General features: G+C 74.6%; 14 protein-coding genes. 7 read left to right on the forward strand and 7 right to left on the reverse strand.

All coding sequences use genetic code 11. The features are described 5' to 3' along the window. Nucleotides 1–4: 4 nt before the first annotated feature. Entirely contained in the window at nt 5–1,195 is a 1,191-nt protein-coding gene (locus FB455_RS06465) for a glycosyltransferase family protein (RefSeq protein ID WP_145752641.1), read from the reverse strand. Nucleotides 1,196–1,475: 280 nt separating this feature from the next. On the opposite strand from FB455_RS06465, the gene FB455_RS06470 reads away from it, so the two are divergent. From FB455_RS06470 to FB455_RS06485, 4 genes are all read left to right on the forward strand, one after another. Further along, entirely contained in the window at nt 1,476–3,044 is a 1,569-nt protein-coding gene (locus FB455_RS06470) for a glycosyltransferase family 4 protein (RefSeq protein WP_013285270.1), read from the forward strand. Further along, a complete protein-coding gene (locus tag FB455_RS06475; RefSeq protein WP_030270483.1) occupies nt 3,041–4,609 on the forward strand; it encodes a glycosyltransferase family 2 protein in 1,569 nt (522 codons plus the stop codon). Before FB455_RS06470 ends, FB455_RS06475 begins: the two co-directional genes overlap by 4 nt. 3 nt (nt 4,610–4,612) lie before the next feature. Continuing rightward, entirely contained in the window at nt 4,613–5,896 is a 1,284-nt protein-coding gene (locus FB455_RS06480; RefSeq protein ID WP_013285272.1) for a nucleotide sugar dehydrogenase, read from the forward strand. Between the two features lie 201 nt (nt 5,897–6,097). Next, a complete protein-coding gene (locus FB455_RS06485; RefSeq protein ID WP_013285273.1) occupies nt 6,098–7,846 on the forward strand; it encodes a CDP-glycerol glycerophosphotransferase family protein in 1,749 nt (582 codons plus the stop codon). 58 nt (nt 7,847–7,904) lie between these two features. Here the strand turns inward: FB455_RS06485 and FB455_RS06490 are convergent, their stop codons facing one another. Further along, a complete protein-coding gene (locus tag FB455_RS06490) occupies nt 7,905–8,447 on the reverse strand; it encodes an acyltransferase (protein ID WP_013285274.1) in 543 nt (180 codons plus the stop codon). 67 nt (nt 8,448–8,514) lie between these two features. Further along, nucleotides 8,515–8,853 carry a DUF952 domain-containing protein gene (locus FB455_RS06495; protein ID WP_030270481.1) on the reverse strand — a complete coding sequence of 113 codons (339 nt, stop codon included), beginning with the start codon at nt 8,851–8,853 and terminating at the stop codon, nt 8,515–8,517. A gap of 84 nt (nt 8,854–8,937) precedes the next feature. Here FB455_RS06495 and FB455_RS06500 point away from each other — a divergent pair, with 84 nt between their 5' ends. Then, nucleotides 8,938–9,594: a response regulator transcription factor gene (locus tag FB455_RS06500; RefSeq protein ID WP_030270479.1), complete on the forward strand. Its 657-nt coding sequence runs from the start codon at nt 8,938–8,940 to the stop codon at nt 9,592–9,594. A gap of 10 nt (nt 9,595–9,604) precedes the next feature. Next, complete coding sequence (locus FB455_RS06505) at nt 9,605–10,993, forward strand: sensor histidine kinase (RefSeq protein ID WP_030270477.1); 1,389 nt, start codon at nt 9,605–9,607, stop codon at nt 10,991–10,993. Nucleotides 10,994–10,999: 6 nt separating this feature from the next. Here the strand turns inward: FB455_RS06505 and FB455_RS06510 are convergent, their stop codons facing one another. The 4 genes from FB455_RS06510 to FB455_RS06525 all read right to left on the reverse strand — a co-directional run bounded on the left by FB455_RS06510 (nt 11,000) and on the right by FB455_RS06525 (nt 15,216). Beyond that, nucleotides 11,000–11,941: a TAXI family TRAP transporter solute-binding subunit gene (locus FB455_RS06510; protein ID WP_013474739.1), complete on the reverse strand. Its 942-nt coding sequence runs from the start codon at nt 11,939–11,941 to the stop codon at nt 11,000–11,002. Nucleotides 11,942–12,037: 96 nt separating this feature from the next. Then, entirely contained in the window at nt 12,038–12,685 is a 648-nt protein-coding gene (locus FB455_RS06515; protein WP_013474740.1) for a hypothetical protein, read from the reverse strand. A gap of 106 nt (nt 12,686–12,791) precedes the next feature. Next, nucleotides 12,792–13,595, reverse strand: a complete 804-nt coding sequence (gene yaaA, locus FB455_RS06520) for a peroxide stress protein YaaA (protein WP_013285280.1) — start codon at nt 13,593–13,595, stop codon at nt 12,792–12,794. A gap of 16 nt (nt 13,596–13,611) precedes the next feature. Next, the gene (locus FB455_RS06525) at nt 13,612–15,216 is read right to left on the reverse strand and encodes a hypothetical protein (RefSeq protein ID WP_030270472.1); all 1,605 of its coding nucleotides are present in this window, start codon (nt 15,214–15,216) and stop codon (nt 13,612–13,614) included. A gap of 82 nt (nt 15,217–15,298) precedes the next feature. Between FB455_RS06525 and FB455_RS06530 the strand changes: the two genes are divergently transcribed. Next, on the forward strand, nt 15,299–16,375 hold the full coding sequence (locus FB455_RS06530) for an App1 family protein phosphatidate phosphatase (RefSeq protein WP_013285282.1): 1,077 nt from the start codon (nt 15,299–15,301) through the stop codon (nt 16,373–16,375). Nucleotides 16,376–16,496: the final 121 nt, after the last annotated feature.

The following is a 16,496-nucleotide window of genomic DNA, read 5'->3' on the forward strand; positions in this document are numbered from 1 at the left end:
CCGGTCACGGCGACTTCGTCCAGATCAGCAGCAGATAGCCGCCGAAGTAGGCGGAGAGCGCCACGAGCGTGACCAGCACCGTGCCGGCCCGGGCCCATCCGGCCCGGGCCAGGCCCACGGCGGCCGGCAGCAGCAGCGGGAACGCCGGCAGCAGGAACCGCGCCTTGGAGTGGTAGTAACCGGCCGCGCCGAGCGTGGTGACGAACATCAGGCCGCTGTAGAGCAGCAACTGCCACGGCTGCCGGTCGATCGCGCTCAACGCGAAGAACATGATCGACAGCAGCGCCACCACGGTGACCACCAGCAGCGGCAACGCGGCCACCTGCACCAGCGCCTGCTGGCCCCGGTCGACGGTGTAGACGCCGAAGTCGAAGGTGGTGCCCCACCCGGCGGACTGGATGTGGAACCAGCCGTCCGGCCGGCCGGTCCGGGTGCCGACCCAGGCCAGGTAGCCCAGCCAGCCGGCCGGGGCGAGCAGCAGCGCCGCCCAGGGCCGCCAGCCGTCGCGCCGCCTGACGACCGCCAGCAGCGCGGCCAGCCCCACCACCGGGATCAGCGACGAGGCGGTGGGCCGGGTCAGGCCGGCGAACAGGCACACCACACCGGCGGTCACCCAGTGCCGGCGCAGCAACGCGTACAGCGTCCACGCGGCCAGCGCGGTGAACAGGCTCTCGCTGTAGCCCATCGACTCCACGACGGCGTGCGGCACGGCGCCCCAGAGCGCGGCGAGCAGGATGCCGGTACGCCTGTCGTGCAGGTGCTTGCCGATGGCGTACAGGCCCCAGGCGGCGGCCAGCGCGGCCAGCCACGCCACGACCAGCGCCGACTCGCGCGGGCTGAACGGGGAGAGCCGCTCCAGGGCCGCGGTCAGGCCCGGGTAGAGCGGGAAGAACGCCATGTTGCTCTGGGTCTTCTCGTACCCGTCGTAGCCGTGCTGGACGATCCCGAGGTACCAGTTGCCGTCGGCCCGGGTGAGCCGCTCGACCGGGGAGACGTCGATGTTGCGGGCCCACAGGTAGACGACGAGCACGCCGATCAGCCGGATCACCGCGTACAACGCCAGCGCGGGCGCCGCGTCCCGGGCGGCGTCGCGCAGCCGCCGGACGTAGCCGGGCCGGACGCGGTCGGCTGTGGCCGGGCCGGTCGGCGGGGCTGGTGCGGGCCGGCTGGGTTCCTCGGTGGTCACCACGTCCATTGTGCGGTCCCGTTCGCGCTGAGCTGCGATTGTCCGGAGGCCCGCGTGGCGCGGCCGGCGACCCGGCGAACGACCCGGAGCGGGCGCCGGTCGTTGAACAGGATGGAGGGTAGCAACCGTCACACCAGGTCGTGGGGCACCGGCGGCGGCGGGCGTTCGAGCCCGATCCGCTGTCGTAGACTCGCTCGGGTCCGCGGGCGCGGTGCTGGCGACGACGAAACGGGCAGGAATGGGATCTGACGGCACGACCGCAGCGGCGGGCACCCGGGGACGGGTCGTGATGCTGGTGGACAACGGGGTCATCGGGGACTCCCGGGTGCAGAAGGCGGCCCGCTCCGCCGCCGACGCCGGCTGGGACGTCGTGCTGCTCGGCCGCGCGCCGGTCGGCAGCCCGCAGAGCTGGCGCCTCGGCGCCGCCGAGGTACGCCTCGTGCCGATGCCCGAGCCGCTGGCCCGCCGCCGGCACGAGTTCCGCCGGGCCTGGCTGCGGCACCCGCTCGCCTATCCGCCCAGCGGCATCGCGGCGCAGCGTACCCAGGCGGTGAAGGCCTGGCGCGCGGACCTGGCGGTCCGCCGGGCGGCACTCACCGTCGCTGCCCGCGAGTCCGGCGCGGGCCGGCCGGGCGGGCTGCCCTGGGCCGCGCTGCGCGCCGAGGAGAAGCTGTCCGGCCTGACCCGCAAGTGGGTCGGTTTCCGCAACCGTCAGCTCACCCGGGCCCGCAAGGGCCGCAAGCTGGACGGCCCCTGGGACCGCGCGTACACGCTGTTCTGGCGCAAGCTGCGCGGCGACGGCGCGTGGCGGCGCCTGGAACCGGGCCTGTGGGACTACGAGCTGGCCTACGGCCCGGTGGTCGACGAGCTGGCGCCGGACCTGATCCACGCCAACGACTTCCGGATGCTCGGCGTCGGCGCCCGCGCGAAGGTCCGGGCCGCCGCGAAGGGCCGCCGGATCGCGCTGCTCTGGGACGCCCACGAATACCTGCCCGGCGTGCAGCCGTGGCGCGACAACGCCCGCTGGCTGCCCGGCAACGTGGCGCACGAGCGGGAGTACGTGCCGTACGCCGACGCCACCATGACCGTCTCCGGTGGTCTGGCCGACCTGCTGCGCACCGAGCACGGGCTGGCCGAACGGCCGGCGGTCGTGCTCAACGCACCCGCGGTGGACGAGTTGCCCGCGGATCCGGCCGGGCCGGCGCCGGACATCCGCGCCCGCTGCGGGCTCGGGCCGGACGAGCCGCTGCTGGTCTACAGCGGGGTGGCCGCCGCCAAGCGCGGCCTCGGCGTGATGGTCGAGGCGCTGCCCCGGCTGCCCGGCGCGCACGTCGCGTTCGTGGTCAACAAGCCCGACTCGGCGTACGTCAGGGGCCTGGTCACCCGGGCCGGTGAGCTGGACGTGGCGGACCGGGTGCACGTGCTGCCGTACGTGCCGCACCACCAGGTGGTCCGGTATCTCGGCGGCGCGCAGGTCGGAGTCATCCCGATCCAGCACTGGCCGAACCACGAGATCGCGCTGATCACCAAGTTCTTCGAGTATTCACACGCCCGCCTGCCACTGGTCGTCTCCGACGTGCGCACCATGGCCGAGACTGTCCGGGAGACCGGTCAGGGTGAGGTGTTCCGCGCCGAGGACGTGGCCGACTTCGTCCGCGCGGTCACCGCGGTGCTCGCCGACCCGCAGCGGTACCGCGCCGCGTACGACCGGCCGGGCCTGCTGGCCGGCTGGACCTGGGAGGCGCAGGCGCGGGTTCTCGACGAGGTCTACTCCCGGCTGCTGCCCGACGCGCCGCCCCGGCCGACGCCGCCGGCGCACGCCCCGGTGGAGCCGGCACAGGTGGAGGTGGGCGCGTGAACGGGCCGGACGTGACGGTGGTGGTCGCCGTCTACAACACCATGCCGTACCTGACCGCCTGCCTCGACTCGCTCGTCGGGCAGAGCATCGGCCGGGACCGGCTGGAGGTCGTCGCCGTCGACGACGGCTCCACCGACGGCAGCGGCGCGGAACTGGACCGCTACGCCGAGCGGTACCCGGGCACGGTCCGGGTGCTGCACCAGGCCAACTCCGGCGGCCCGGCGGCGCCGAGCAACCTGGCGCTCGACCACGCCCGCGGCCGGTACGTCTTCTTCATCGGCTCGGACGACCACCTCGGCCCGGAGGCGCTGGAGCGCCTCGTCGACGCCGCCGACCGGTGGGACTCCGACGTGGTGCTCGGCCGGATGGTCGGCACCAACAAGCGCTACGTGCACCAGGCCGTCTACGCCACCACCCGGGAGCGGCTCGACCTGTTCGACAGCGACCTGCCCTGGTCGTTGTCGAACACCAAGCTGTTCCGCCGGGACCTGATCGAGCGGCACGGCCTGCGGTTCCGTACGGACATGCGGATGGGCAGCGACCAGCCGTTCACGCTGGAGGCGTGCGTCCGGGCGAAGAAGGTGTCGGTCCTCGGCGACTACGAGTTCTACTACGCGGTCAAGCGGGACAACGCCCAGAACATCACGTACGCCAGCCGGTTCGAGGAGCGGCTGCGCTGCGCCGAGGAACTCGTCGGGTTCGTCGCCGGCCTGATCGAGCCCGGCCCGCGGCGGGACGCGGTGCTGGTGCGCCACTTCACCTGGGAGGTGGCGAAGCTGCTCCGCGCGGAGTTCCTCGCCCTCGCCCCGGACGTGCAGCGGCACGTCCACGACCGGATCCGCAAGCTCGCCGAGGCGTACCTGACCGACGGGGTGACCGCCCGGATGGCGCCCGAGGAGCGGCTGCGGGTGGCGGTGGCGCGCGACGGCGACCTGGACGCGCTGTGCACGCTCATCGGCCAGCAGTCCGACCGGTCACTGCCCGAGGTGGTCGTCGACGGCGACCGCTGGTACGCCGACCACGTCGGCTTCCGCGATCCGGCGTTCGGCTACCCGGACGACTGGTACGACGTCACCGAGCGGGCCGCCGCGATACTGGCCAAGCTGACCGCGACCGGGCTGGCCTGGGGACGCGACGCCGCCGGGGCGCGGGCCCTGGTGGTCACCGCCCGCAGCCGCTGGGCCGAGCTGGCCGAGCTGAGCGCGGAGGCGCTGCGGGTCAGTGTGGGCGATCTGACGGGTGTCACGTCGGCCGAGTCCTCCGGCAGCGGTACCGTCGTACGAACGGACTTCGCGGTGGACCGGTTGCTGGCGGTCGTCGCGGGGACAGGCGAGCGTCGTATCGTACGCGCCGAGGTCTCCGCCCTGGGCGGGACGGGCTCGGCGCCGTTGCGCACCGACCGCCCCGTCGCCGCACCCCGGCTGGTGGCCCGGCGCGGTGTCCGCTGGCACCTCGTCACACCCACCACGAACCACAAGGGCCAGGTGATCGTCGCGATCACGCCGGTGACCCCCGGTCGGTTCCTTGCCCGCCTGCGCCGAATCTGGCCCTCTGGAGGAAAGTAGTTCATGAACATCTGCGTCGTCGCGCTCGGCAAGATCGGTCTGCCGCTGGCCGTGCAGTTCGCGTCCAAGGGGCACCGGGTGATCGGCGCCGACGTCTCCGAGCGGGTCGTCCAGCTGGTCAACGACGGTGCCGTGCCCTTCCCGGGTGAGGCCGACCTGGACGTCAAGCTCAAGGAGACGGTGGCCGCCGGCCTGCTGTCGGCCACCACCGACACCGCCGCCGCGGTCGCCGAGTCGGAGGCGGTCGTCGTGGTCGTGCCGCTGTTCGTGGACGCCGAGGGCGTGCCGGACTTCGGCTGGATGGACGACGCCACCCGGGCCATCGCCCGTGGGTTGAAGCCGGGCACGCTGGTCAGCTACGAGACCACGCTGCCGGTCGGCACCACCCGTAACCGGTGGGCGTCGATGCTCGCCGAGGGCTCCGGCCTGACCGCCGGCACCGACTTCCACCTGGTGTTCAGCCCCGAGCGGGTGCTCACCGGGCGGGTCTTCGCCGACCTGCGCCGCTACCCGAAGCTGGTCGGCGGCATCGACGAGGCGTCGGCCGCGCACGGCGTGCGGTTCTACGAGGCGGTGCTCGACTTCGACGAGCGCCCCGACCTGGACCGGCCGAACGGCGTCTGGGACCTCGGCTCCGCCGAGGCGTCCGAGCTGGCCAAGCTCGCCGAGACGACCTACCGGGACGTGAACATCGGCCTGGCGAACCAGTTCGCCCGCTTCGCCGACACCGTCGGCGTGGACGTCACCAAGGTCATCGAGGCGTGCAACACGCAGCCGTACAGCCACATCCACTCGCCGGGCATCGCGGTCGGCGGCCACTGCATCCCGATCTACCCGCGGATGTACCTGTGGAACGACCCGGCCGCCACCGTGGTCCGCTCGGCCCGCGAGGCCAACGCGGCCATGCCGGAGTACGCGGTCGACCTGCTCGCCGCCGCGTACGGCGATCTGACCGGCGTGGGCGTGCTGGTGCTGGGCGCCGCCTACCGGGGTGGCGTCAAGGAGACCGCGTTCTCCGGTGTCTTCCCGACCGTGGACGCGCTGCGCCGGCGGGGTGCGGTGCCGTACGTCTCGGACCCGATGTACACGAACGAGGAGCTGGTCGCGCACGGCCTGCCCGGGTACGACGGCGAGCCGGTCGGCGCCGCGGTGATCCAGGCCGACCACGCCGAGTACCGCACCCTCGCCCCGGCCGACCTGCCGGGCGTGACGGTGCTGGTCGACGGCCGCCGGGTCACCGACCCGGCGCGCTGGACCGGCGTGCGCCGGGTGGTCATCGGGGGCTGACCCCACCGACTCCGCGGGCCCCGGCCGTCTCGAACGGCCGGGGCCCGTCGCGTGCCGCCGCCGGGATGAGCCGGGATCACGCCGTGTGGAGTTCACCTGCCGGACACCCCGGCAATACTTGTGTCATGTGATCCGTTTAGGGTCGCAGCCGTCGGAAATCGACCCGCACCGACATCGGTGGGGCAGACAGGGAGCGTGTCGTTGTTCAGCAGAGTACGCAGCCAGCAGGGTCTCGCCGCGGTCGGCGCGACGCTCCTCGGCTACGCGGTCATGGTCCTCGCCGGAGTTCTCGGCCTGGTGGTCCCGTACGCGGTGGCCGCGGTGGTCGCCGTCGCCGGTGAGCTGGCCCTGGCCGGGCGGCACACCGAGACCGCCACGCTGCTCGACAAGGCCGGTCTGGGCGAGACATTCCGGCGGCTGGTGCGGGACCTGTCGGTGGTCCTGCTCGTGGTCGCCGCGGTGCGTCCCGGCGTGGCCGGCACCGTCGCCGTCCTGCTGCTGCCCGCCGCGCTGTGGACCGTGGCCGTCGCCACCAACGCGGTGACCAAGGTGATCGACGGCCGGGTCGACCCACCGGCGTACACCCGCAACATCGACCTCGGCGCGCTGCGGCGGGTTCCGGTGCCGCCGGCCTGGGCGCGGCTGCTGGCCGGGCTGCGCATGCCGCTGCTGAACGTGCTGCTGGTGCCCGCGGCAGTGGTGGCCGCCGCACTCGACCGGGTCGCCCCGGTGGTGCTCACCGCCCTGGTCACGCTCGCCGCCGGCCTGGTCACCGCCGCGGTGCTGGCGCTCACCGCGCTGCGCGGCCGGGGCAAGGCCCCGGGTGTGCTGCCCGCCGTGCACGACTGGATGGCCCGGGAACGGCCCGAGGTGGCGCTCTACTTCGCCGGCCCGGCCAAGGACGTCTACCAGGCCAACATGTGGCTCGCGCCGGTGGAGGCGACCGGCCGTCGCGCCGTCGTGCTGCTGCGCGCCGCGGACGCGTTCGAGCAGCTCGCCGACACCCGGCTGCCGGTGATCTGCGTGCCGGCCGGCGTCGACTTCATGAACCTGGACCTGGGCTCGCTGCGCGTGGCGCTGTACGCCGCGAACGTCGGCGCCAACATCCACCTGCTGCGGGAGCCGGGCGTGAAGCACGTCTTCGTCGGCCACGGCGACAGCGACAAGCAGGCGAGCGTCAACCCGTACAGCAAGGTGTACGACGAGGTCTGGGTGGCCGGGCCGGCCGGGCGGGAACGGTACGCCCGGGCCGACGTCGGCGTGCTGGACCGCGACATCGTGGAGGTCGGCCGCCCGCAGCTCGCCGGGGTGCACACGTTCGGCTCGGGCGCCGCCGACCACCGCTTCACGGTGCTGTACGCGCCGACCTGGGAGGGCTGGCTCGACGACGACCCGTACCACACGTCGCTCGTGCTGATGGGTGAGCGGATCGTGTCCGGCCTGCTCGCAGCCGGGGACGTGCGGGTGATCTACAAGCCGCACCCGCTGACCGGGACGCGCTCGCCGAAGGCCCGCGCCGTGCACGAGCGGATCGTGTCCCGGATCAAGGCCGCCGGCGGCGAGACCGATCCGTCCTCGCTGGACGGCACCGCGCACCTGGTGGTCACCGGCCGCACGCCGGGGCTGTTCGACTGCTTCAACGTCACCGACCTGCTGGTCAGCGACGTGTCCAGCGTGGTCTCCGACTTCGTGCAGAGCGAGCGCCCGTACGTGGTGGCGAATCCGGCCGGCCTGCCCGAGGACGAGTTCCGGCGGCAGTTCCCGACCGCTCGGGCGGCGTACCTGCTCTCGGCGGACTGCGGCGAGCTGACGAAGATCCTCGACGTGACCCGGGCCGGGGACGACCCGATGACCGGGGCGCGGCGGGAGCTGAAGGAGTACCTGCTCGGCCCGGCCGGGTCGAATCCGATGGACCGGTTCCGGGACGAGATCGGCCGGCTCTGCGGCTGAGGCGTACCGACGGAGCAGGGGCGACGACCGCGCCGGTCGTCGCCCCTGTCTCGTCCGGTCAGCCCTGGTGCGGCGGGTTGTCGACGTCGCGGGAGATGACCTCGCCCTTGGCGTCGACCCAGCCCTTCGGGCGGGCCGGGTTGCCGGCCACCAGCTGGTACGGCTTGACGTCGCGGGTCACCACCGAGCCGGCGGCGATCATCGCGTACTCGCCGACCTCGATGCCGCACACGAGCGTGGCGTTCGCGCCGATCGACGCGCCCCGGCGGACGAGCGTCGGGGTGATCGTCCAGTCCGGATTCTGGGCGCGCGGACGGAAGTCGTTGGTGAACACCGCGCACGGGCCCACGAACACCTCGTCCTCGATGGTCACGCCCTGGTAGACCGAGACGTTGTTCTGGATCTTCACCAGGTCGCCGACGGTGACGCCCGCGTCGACGTAGACGTTGCGGCCGATCACGCAGCCGGCGCCGACCTGGGCGCTGGACCGGATGTGCGCCAGGTGCCAGACCTTGGTGCCGTCGCCGACCTGGGCGCCGGACTCCACGTCGGCCGTCGGGTGGACGAAGACGGAGGCGGACCGGTCGTTGCTGTCAGTCATCTCAACTCGCATCACATGCCAGGGCGCGTCGCGCCGTCGGGCGGGCTCGACGCAGCATAACGAGCGCTCACCCGAGCAGTTCGGCCACCGCGTCGGCGGCGGGCCGGTCGGCCGGCAGGGGGTGCGCGGCGACCACCGCGTCCACCGGCAACGCCCCGTACAGGTGCGGGAACAGCGCGCCGCCGCGGGACTCCTCCCAGCGCAGCGCGTCGCCGAGCCGGGACTCGTCCACCGCGAGCACGGTCAGGCCGGTGACCCCGGCGAAGAACCTCCGCGCGGTCTCCACCACCTGGTCGGCGGCGGACAAGTGGACGTAGCCGTCCTGCCGGTCCATCGCGGTGCCGGCGAACCGCCCGTCCGCCCGCGCCTGCGTCCACTCGTCGTCGGTGAGAATCTTGTAGATCACGGCAGCAGCCTAGAGCGGCCTCGCGTCCCGGCGGCGCGTCTGCCACCATTCGCAGGGCAACACGTCGAGTCGAGGGAGGAACGGGTGCGGATCCTCCTGGTCGAGGACGACCGCCGGGTCGCCGCGGCGTTGTCGTCCGCGCTGACCCGGCGCGGCTACCAGGTGGAACACGCCGCGACGGTGGCCGCCGCGCTCTCCGCCGCCCCCTGCGACCTGGTGCTGCTCGACCTGGGGCTGCCCGACGGCGACGGCACCGACCTGTGCCGCGAGCTGCGGCGGCGCAGCAGCCGGCTCGGCATCATCGCGGTGACCGCGCGCGGTGAGGAACGCGACCGGGTGCTGGGGCTGCGGCTGGGCGCCGACGACTACGTGGTGAAGCCGTTCTCGATGGTGGAGCTGCAGGCGCGGATCGAGGCGGTGCTGCGCCGGGCCGCGCACACCGCGCCGCAGCGCAACCTGATCGAGGCCGGTGCGGTCCGCATCGACGTGGGCGGCCGGACGGTGACGGTGGCCGGCCGGGACGTCTCGCTCACCCGCAAGGAGTTCGACATCCTGCTGTCCCTGGCCCGCCAGCCCGGGGCGGCGGTGCCGCGCGAGCGGATCCTGCTCGATGTGTGGGGCACCACCTGGGCCGACCGGCACACCGTGGAGGTGCACGTCGGGTCGCTGCGCGGCAAGCTCGGCGACCCGACGCTGGTGGAGACCGTACGCGGGGTCGGCTACCGGCTCCGCGAGGCGTGAGGGCCGGTTCGTGCGCCGCCGGCTGGTGATCAGCTACCTGCTGCTGATGGTGCTGGTCCTGATCGCCCTGGAGACGCCGCTGGCGGCCACGCTCGCGACCCGGGAGACGGACCGGGTCCGCGCCGACCGTCTCGCCGACGCCACCCGGTTCGCCTCGCTGGCCGGGCCGGCGTTGCGGGGCGGCAGCCCCGGCCCGCTGGACGGGGAACTGGCCGCCTACGACGCGCTCTACGGCATCGGCGCGGCCGTGGTGGACCGGGACCGCCGTACCGTGGTGGCCTCGTCCGGGTGGGAACCGGGCGCGGGCACCCGCGCGGCGCTCGACACCGCCCTGTCCGGGCAGCAGTTCAGCGGCCCGGAGTCGGTCTGGCCGTGGGTCGGCGGGCCGGTGGTGACGGCCGTGCCGATCAACGACGGCGGCGAGGTGCTCGGCGCCGTGGTCACGACCAGCCCGGCGGACGGCGTGCGCCGCACCGTCACCGTGTGGTGGCTGCTGCTCGCGGGCATCGGCCTGCTGGCGGTGCTGGCCTGCGTCTCGACCGCGTTCGGGCTGGCCGGCTGGGTGCTGCGCCCGGTCACCGAGCTGGACGCGGTGACCCACGAGATCGCCGAGGGCCGCCGCGCCGCGCGGGTCCGCGCCGGACTCGGGCCGCCCGAACTGCGCCGGTTGGCGACCAGCTTCAACGACATGGCCGACGCGGTCTCCGACGTGATGGACCGGCAACGCGCCTTCGTCGCGCACGCCAGCCACCAGCTCCGCAACCCGCTCACCGCGCTGCGGCTGCGGGTGGAGGAACTGGGCCCCAGCCTCACCGACCCGGACGGGCGCGCCGAGCACCGGCTGGCGCTGGAGGAGACCGACCGGCTCGCGACGGTGCTCGACGCGCTGCTCACGCTGGCCCGCGCCGAGCGGGAGGAGAACGAGCGGGTGACTGTGGACGCCACCGCCACCGCCGCCTCCCGGGTGGCCGCCTGGCTGCCGCTGGCCCGGCACCGCGAGGTCACGCTCCGCCTCGACGCCGAGGACGCGCCGGCGTACGCCCGGACCGTGCCGACCGCCATCGACCAGGCGCTGGACGCCCTGATCGACAACGCGGTGAAGTTCAGCGGCGCCGGTGGAGAGGTGACGGTGACCGTACGGGCCGCCGACGGCGGGACGGTGCTGACCGTCGGCGACACCGGCCCGGGCATGACCACCAGTCAGCTCGACCAGGCCACCGAGCGGTTCTGGCGGGCGCCGGACGCGCAGAACGTGGACGGCGTGGGCCTCGGGCTGACCATCGCGGCGGTGCTCGTGGACGCCTCCGACGGCCGGCTCACCATGCGCCAGGGCGAGCCCCGGGGCCTGGTCGCCGAGCTGTGGTTCCCGGCGCCCGCCGACGCGCCGGTCCGGTGCTGACCCGCGTCAGGGCTTCGCGGCGCGATACCACTGCGCCGCGCCCGGATGCAGCGGCAGCGGGGTGGTGACGATCGCCGACCGGGGACTCATCCGTCCCGCCGCCGGGTGCGCGGCGGCCAGCTCCTCCCGGCGGTCCATCAGCAGCCGGGTCACCTCCCGCACCAGCGCGGCGGGCAGGTCGGCGCGGACGATCAGGTAGTTCGGGTTCGCCACCGTGCTGACCGGGGCGGCCCGGTACACCGAGCGCGGCACGTCCCGGGTCACGTAGACCTGCCCGTACGCCCGGCGCAGCGGCTCGGTCCAGTCGCCCAGGTCCACGATCCGCAGCGAGGTCCGCTGGGCCAGGTCGGCGACGCCGCGCACGGGTAGCCCGCCGGAGAAGAAGAACGCGTCGATCCGCCCCTCGCGCAGGGCCGCCACCGAGTCGTCCAGCCCCAGGTGTTCCTGGCGTACCCGGTCGCCACCGAGCTGGGCCACCGCCAGCAGACGGGTGGCGGTGATCTCCGTGCCGGAGCCGTCGGCGCCCACCGACACCCGCCGGCCGCGCAGGTCGCCGAGCGTGCGGATCGGCCCGCCGGCGCGGGTCACCAGGTGCAGCAGGTCGTCGTAGACCCGGGCCACCGCGAGCACCGACGGATGCTCGGGCTCGCGCGGCGGCAGCACGTCGGCCTGGGTGAAGCCCAGCTCGGCCTCCCCAGCGCCGACCAGCCGGACGTTCTGCGCCGAGGCGGCGGTGACCACCACCTCGGCCCGTACGCCGGGCAGCTCCCGGTTGAGCAGCGCCGCGAGCGACTGGCCGAAGGCGTGGTAGACGGCGGTCGGGCTGCCGGTGGCGATGCGGATGCGGGTCGGCTCGGACGGCTCGTCCCGGCACCCGGTGAGCCCGGCGACGAGCAGGAGCACCAGCGCGAGCGGGGCGGCGGCGCGCACAGGCCAGTGTCGGCTCACGGGCTGCACTCTGCGCCGTGCACCCGCCGTGGCGCAAGCCCACGCGGCGCACGCACCACCGCAGGCCCGGCGTGCGGCAGTCTCGGGCCGGGCCGGTCAGCTCGCCGGGGCCAGCTCCGCGCTCTCGGTGATCCGCTCCCGGTGCTCGCCGTTCGGCACCACCACGAGGAAGCAACCCGACCCGGGCCGCAGCGCCGCCGGCACGTCCAGCAGCGCCGCGCCGCGTACCAGCACCGCCGCCAGGTCCCGGTCGGCGAGCCGGATGCCGAGGCAGTGCCGGCGGACGTGCCGGCCGCCCGCGAGCAGCGCCGCCCGCCAGGCCGCCGCGGCCAGCCGGGGCCGCCACAGCCGCCGCGGCGCCGAGGCGCCCGGGAACGGCCCGCCGAGCAGCTCCCGGCGGCCCTGCCGCCAGCCCGCGGTCAGCAGATTCGCGTACGCCGCCCGGTGCTGCGGCGGCACCGACAGCCGGTGCAGCTCGTAGCGGCGGCGCAGGCCACCGGTGGTCAGCTCGTGCTCCACCGGCACGTCGAGGCGTCCCAGCAGCTGCCGCATCCGTTGCGCCGCGTCCTCGCGGTTGAACTCGGCGATGCCGCCGCGGTGCGGTCCGGAGTCGAGGCGGCGTACGTCGGCGGCCGGCGGCGGCGTGCAGCGCACCATGCAGGCGACCTCGAAGGCGTCGGTCAGGGTCAGCCAGTCCAGCGGCGGCGGCGACGGGCGCGGGCGGTCGAGCAGCGTGGTGAGCATCGGCGCGGCTCCTCGGTCGTCGGGGTACCTCTACCGTCGCTGCCGAGCGCCGGACCGGGAACCGCTGCGCCCGAGCCTTGAGCAAAATTTGCGGGAAGCCCGCGGCTCAGAGCTCGGTGACCACCAGGTCGACCTGCCGGGGCCGCCCGGCCGCCCGGGGTGCCTCCTCGACCGTGTACTTCAGCTCCCGCAGCGCCCCCACCAGCGCGTCGGCGGTACGCGGCCGGGCGTCGGCGAGCAGCAGATCCCGCACCAGCCGGCCCTTCGTGGCCTTGTTGAAGTGGCTCACCACCGACCGGGCCGGCGTGCCGTCCACGATCCGTTCGTGCAGCACCCGTACCGTCACCGTGCGTTCGGCGAGCGCGCCGCGCGGCGTCCAGGTGGCCGCGTACGCGCCGGAGCGCAGGTCCAGCACCGGGCCGCGCCCGGCGGCGGGTTCCAGTACCGGGCCGAGCGCCGCCCGCCAGTACGCCGACAGCGCGCCGAGCCCCGGCAGCCGCGCCCCGATCGGGCAGCGGTACGGCGGAATCCGGTCGGCGAAGCGTACCGCGCCCCACAGGCCGGAGCTGATCAGCACCTGGCGGCGGGCCGCCCGCTGCGCGTCGGGGGGCAGCGTGTCCAGGCCGAGCGCCTCGTAGAGCACGCCGGTGTAGAGGCGTCCGGCCGGGGCGGTCGCTGCCTCCCGCAGCCGGGCGTTGCGCCGCAGCTCGCCGCGCTGCCCCTCGGTGAGGCCCAGCGCGGTCCGGGCCGCCGTCTCGTCCGGCCCGGCGCACAGGTCGACGAGCGCGGTCAGGACCGCCTCCCGGGCCGGGTTCAGCTCGGTCAGGGACAGCCGGGACAGGTCCAGCCGGCGGCCGGTGCCGGCCTCGGCCTTTCCCTCCGACGGGGGCAGCAGGATGAGCACCGGCACAGCGTACGGGCCGGGGTCAGCGCCACGGCCGCACGGCACGGTCGGGGTGGTACACGCGACTGCCGCCCACCTCGGCCACCACCGCCGCGTCGGCGCGGTCGCCCAGCAGCCGCCGCAGTGTGCGCTCGGCCGGGGAGCCGACCGCCACCACGTACCCGGGCCGTTCCGCGCGCGCCACCCGCTGCCAGTACGCCGGATAGCGGTTCTGCCCGGGCGTCAGCGCCCCGTCGAGCACGCCGCAGGCAACGGTCTCTCCGGTGTTGAAGATCAGCCGGTTGCAGGTCCAGTAGTCCCCGTACACCTCGTGCAACCCGGCGTCCCGCACCGTGTCGGCGAGGCGGCGGGCGGTGCGTTCCTCGTCCCGTACGCCCGGCACGCCGGCCAGGAACGCCACGGTCCCGGCAACGGTGGCGGCGGTCAGCCCGGCCAGCACCACCGCCGCCGCGGTGCCGCCGAGCCGGGCCGTCCACCCGGTGGTGGCCCGCAGGGCGTGCGCGGCGGCCAGCCAGAGCGGCCACAGCACGGCCGGCAGCGAGATCTGGAGCACCGACAGGTAGCGGGCGTTGCCGAGCGGGTCGGTCGCGGCGAGCGGGCTGCGCACGTACGCCAGAAGTGTCAGCACCGCGCCCGCGACCAGGGCGAGGATCGCCACGGCCCGGACCCGCGCGGCGTGGTCGGCGGCCCGGCGGTACGCGATCAGCCCGAGCGCGGCGGCGGCCACCAGCAGCACCGGGTAGAGCACGCCGAACCACTGCGCCCAGCGCGCGCAGCCGTCCATCGGACACATGCCCGACGCCAGTGGCACCCCCTCCAGCAGCCCGCCGCGCAGGCGTTCGGCCAGCGACGGCGCGACGCCCTCCTTGGTGCTGATCTCGCGGAACACCGACAGCGAGTCCTGCCCGGGCGGCGCGACGAGGTTGTCCTTGACCACCGGGGCGATCCCGGCCAGGAAGCCCGCGACCAGCAGCACGCCCGGCCAGCCGATCAGGTCCCGGGGCACCGCCACCGCGAGCACCACCGCCGCGACCAGCAGATACGGCGCGATCAGCCAGTCCGACCAGAGCGCCAGCCCGGCGAGCAGCCCGAACGCGCCGGTGGCCAGCCAGCAGTGCCGGATCCGTCGGCCGCCGAGGGCCACCGCGATCAGCAGCATCGCCAGCACCGCCGGCTTCACCTCCGGGCGGCCGCCGACCGCTGTGAGCTGGTCGCGGACCACGCGTTCCGAGCCGAGCGCCAGCAGGCCCACCACGACCACCGCCAGCCAGGGGGAGAACAGGCGGCGGGTCAGCCGGTACGCCAGCCACAGGAAGATCGCGAAGAGCGCGAGCAGCGGCAGCCGCAGCACCGGCCAGCTCGGCCCGGCCCAGCCGACGAGCGGCGCGGCCAGGTACGACTCCAGCACGCCCATGTAGCGCTGGCCGTAGAGGAAGACCGGCCGCTCACCACCGGCGGCGATGTGCAGCGCGGCCAGGCCGAACGTGGCCTCGTCGCTGTTCGACGCGGGCACCGTGAGCAGCGTCAGCACCAGCCGGTAGCCGACCCCCGCGGCGCCGAGCAGCAGCGCCACCAGCGCCGGCGCGTCCGGACGCGGTCGTACCGGGTTCCGCTTCGTCGTCGACACGACCAACGCCCCCGTCGTCGTCCCGACCGCAGTCTGTCACGGCGGCGCCCGGCGCCGGGGCGGATCGGCGTGGATCACTCGCGTGGCCCGGCCGGTCCGGTTGTGGCACTGTTGCCGTGTGCCGCCCACACCACCGGACCAGCTGGCCGTCCCGCAACTGCACCGCGCCGCGCGCTTCGAGGACGCCGTGCACGGCCTGGTGGAGCGCCGGTTGCGGCGCACCGGGTGGCAGCCCAACATCATCGCGTACGCGGGTTACGGCGCCCCCGGCTGGGCGCGCGTGCTCTGCCGGGTGCTGCTGGGCCGCCCGGACACGCGGCGGCGGGGCCGGCTGGACAAGGTGCGGGGCTGGCGCAGCTTCGCCACGCTGCCCGCCAAGCACATCACGGTGACCATCGAGGCCGACGGCGTGCGCCAGGAGGTGACCGCCGACCGCAGTGGCTTCGTCGACACCGTGATCGAGGCCGACTTCACCCCCGGCTGGGGCTGCGTACGCCTCAGCGTCGCCGACGCCGAACCGGTGGAGGCGCTGGTACGCATCCTCGACCCGGCCGTCCGCTTCGGCATCCTCTCCGACATCGACGACACCGTCATGGTGACCGCGCTGCCCCGGCCGCTGCTGGCCGCGTGGAACACGTTCGTGCTCGACGAGCACGCCCGCACCGCCGTGCCGGGCATGGCCGTGCTGTACGAGCGGCTGGCCACCGCCCACCCGGGCGCGCCGGTCTTCTACCTGTCCACCGGCGCGTGGAACGTCGCGCCGACGCTCACCCGGTTCCTGTCCCGGCACCTCTACCCGGCCGGGCCGCTGCTGCTCACGGACTGGGGACCGACCGCCGACAGGTGGTTCCGCAGCGGCCGGGAGCACAAGCGGGCCACGCTGGCCCGGCTGTCCCGGGAGTTCCCCGAGGTGCGGTGGCTGCTGATCGGCGACGACGGGCAGCACGACCCGGAGATCTACCGGGAGTTCGCCGCCGCGCACCCGGACAACGTCGCGGGGGTGGCGATCCGGCGGCTGTCCCCGACCCAGTCGGTGCTGGCCGGTAGCCTTCCGGCGCCCGCAGGGCGGTCGTCGTCGGGCCCGATCGGTCAGAAGTGGCTGAGCGCCCCCGACGGCGCCGGCCTCTGGAAGCTCCTCCGCGAAGCCGACCTGGTCTGACTCCTGCGGCCACCCGGCGACGGGCGGTCACGCGCCGACAGCCTGGGTGTGGAGAGCGACCGCCAGATCGCGGTCATCCCGACGCCGGGATATCACAGAGCGTAGTGCTGACCGGGAAGCG

Source organism: Micromonospora sp. CNZ296 (genome assembly GCF_007827635.1).

Excerpts from the sequence above, each read along its gene's own strand:
- FB455_RS06470 (WP_013285270.1), top strand. The coding sequence starts at position 1,476 with ATGCTGGTGGACAACGGGGTCATCGGGGACTCCCGGGTGCAGAAGGCG.
- FB455_RS06480 (WP_013285272.1), top strand. The coding sequence starts at position 4,613 with ATGAACATCTGCGTCGTCGCGCTCGGCAAGATCGGTCTGCCGCTGGCC.
- FB455_RS06490 (WP_013285274.1), bottom strand. The coding sequence starts at position 8,447 with ATGACTGACAGCAACGACCGGTCCGCCTCCGTCTTCGTCCACCCGACG.
- FB455_RS06515 (WP_013474740.1), bottom strand. The coding sequence starts at position 12,685 with ATGCTCACCACGCTGCTCGACCGCCCGCGCCCGTCGCCGCCGCCGCTG.
- FB455_RS06465 (WP_145752641.1), bottom strand. The coding sequence starts at position 1,195 with ATGGACGTGGTGACCACCGAGGAACCCAGCCGGCCCGCACCAGCCCCG.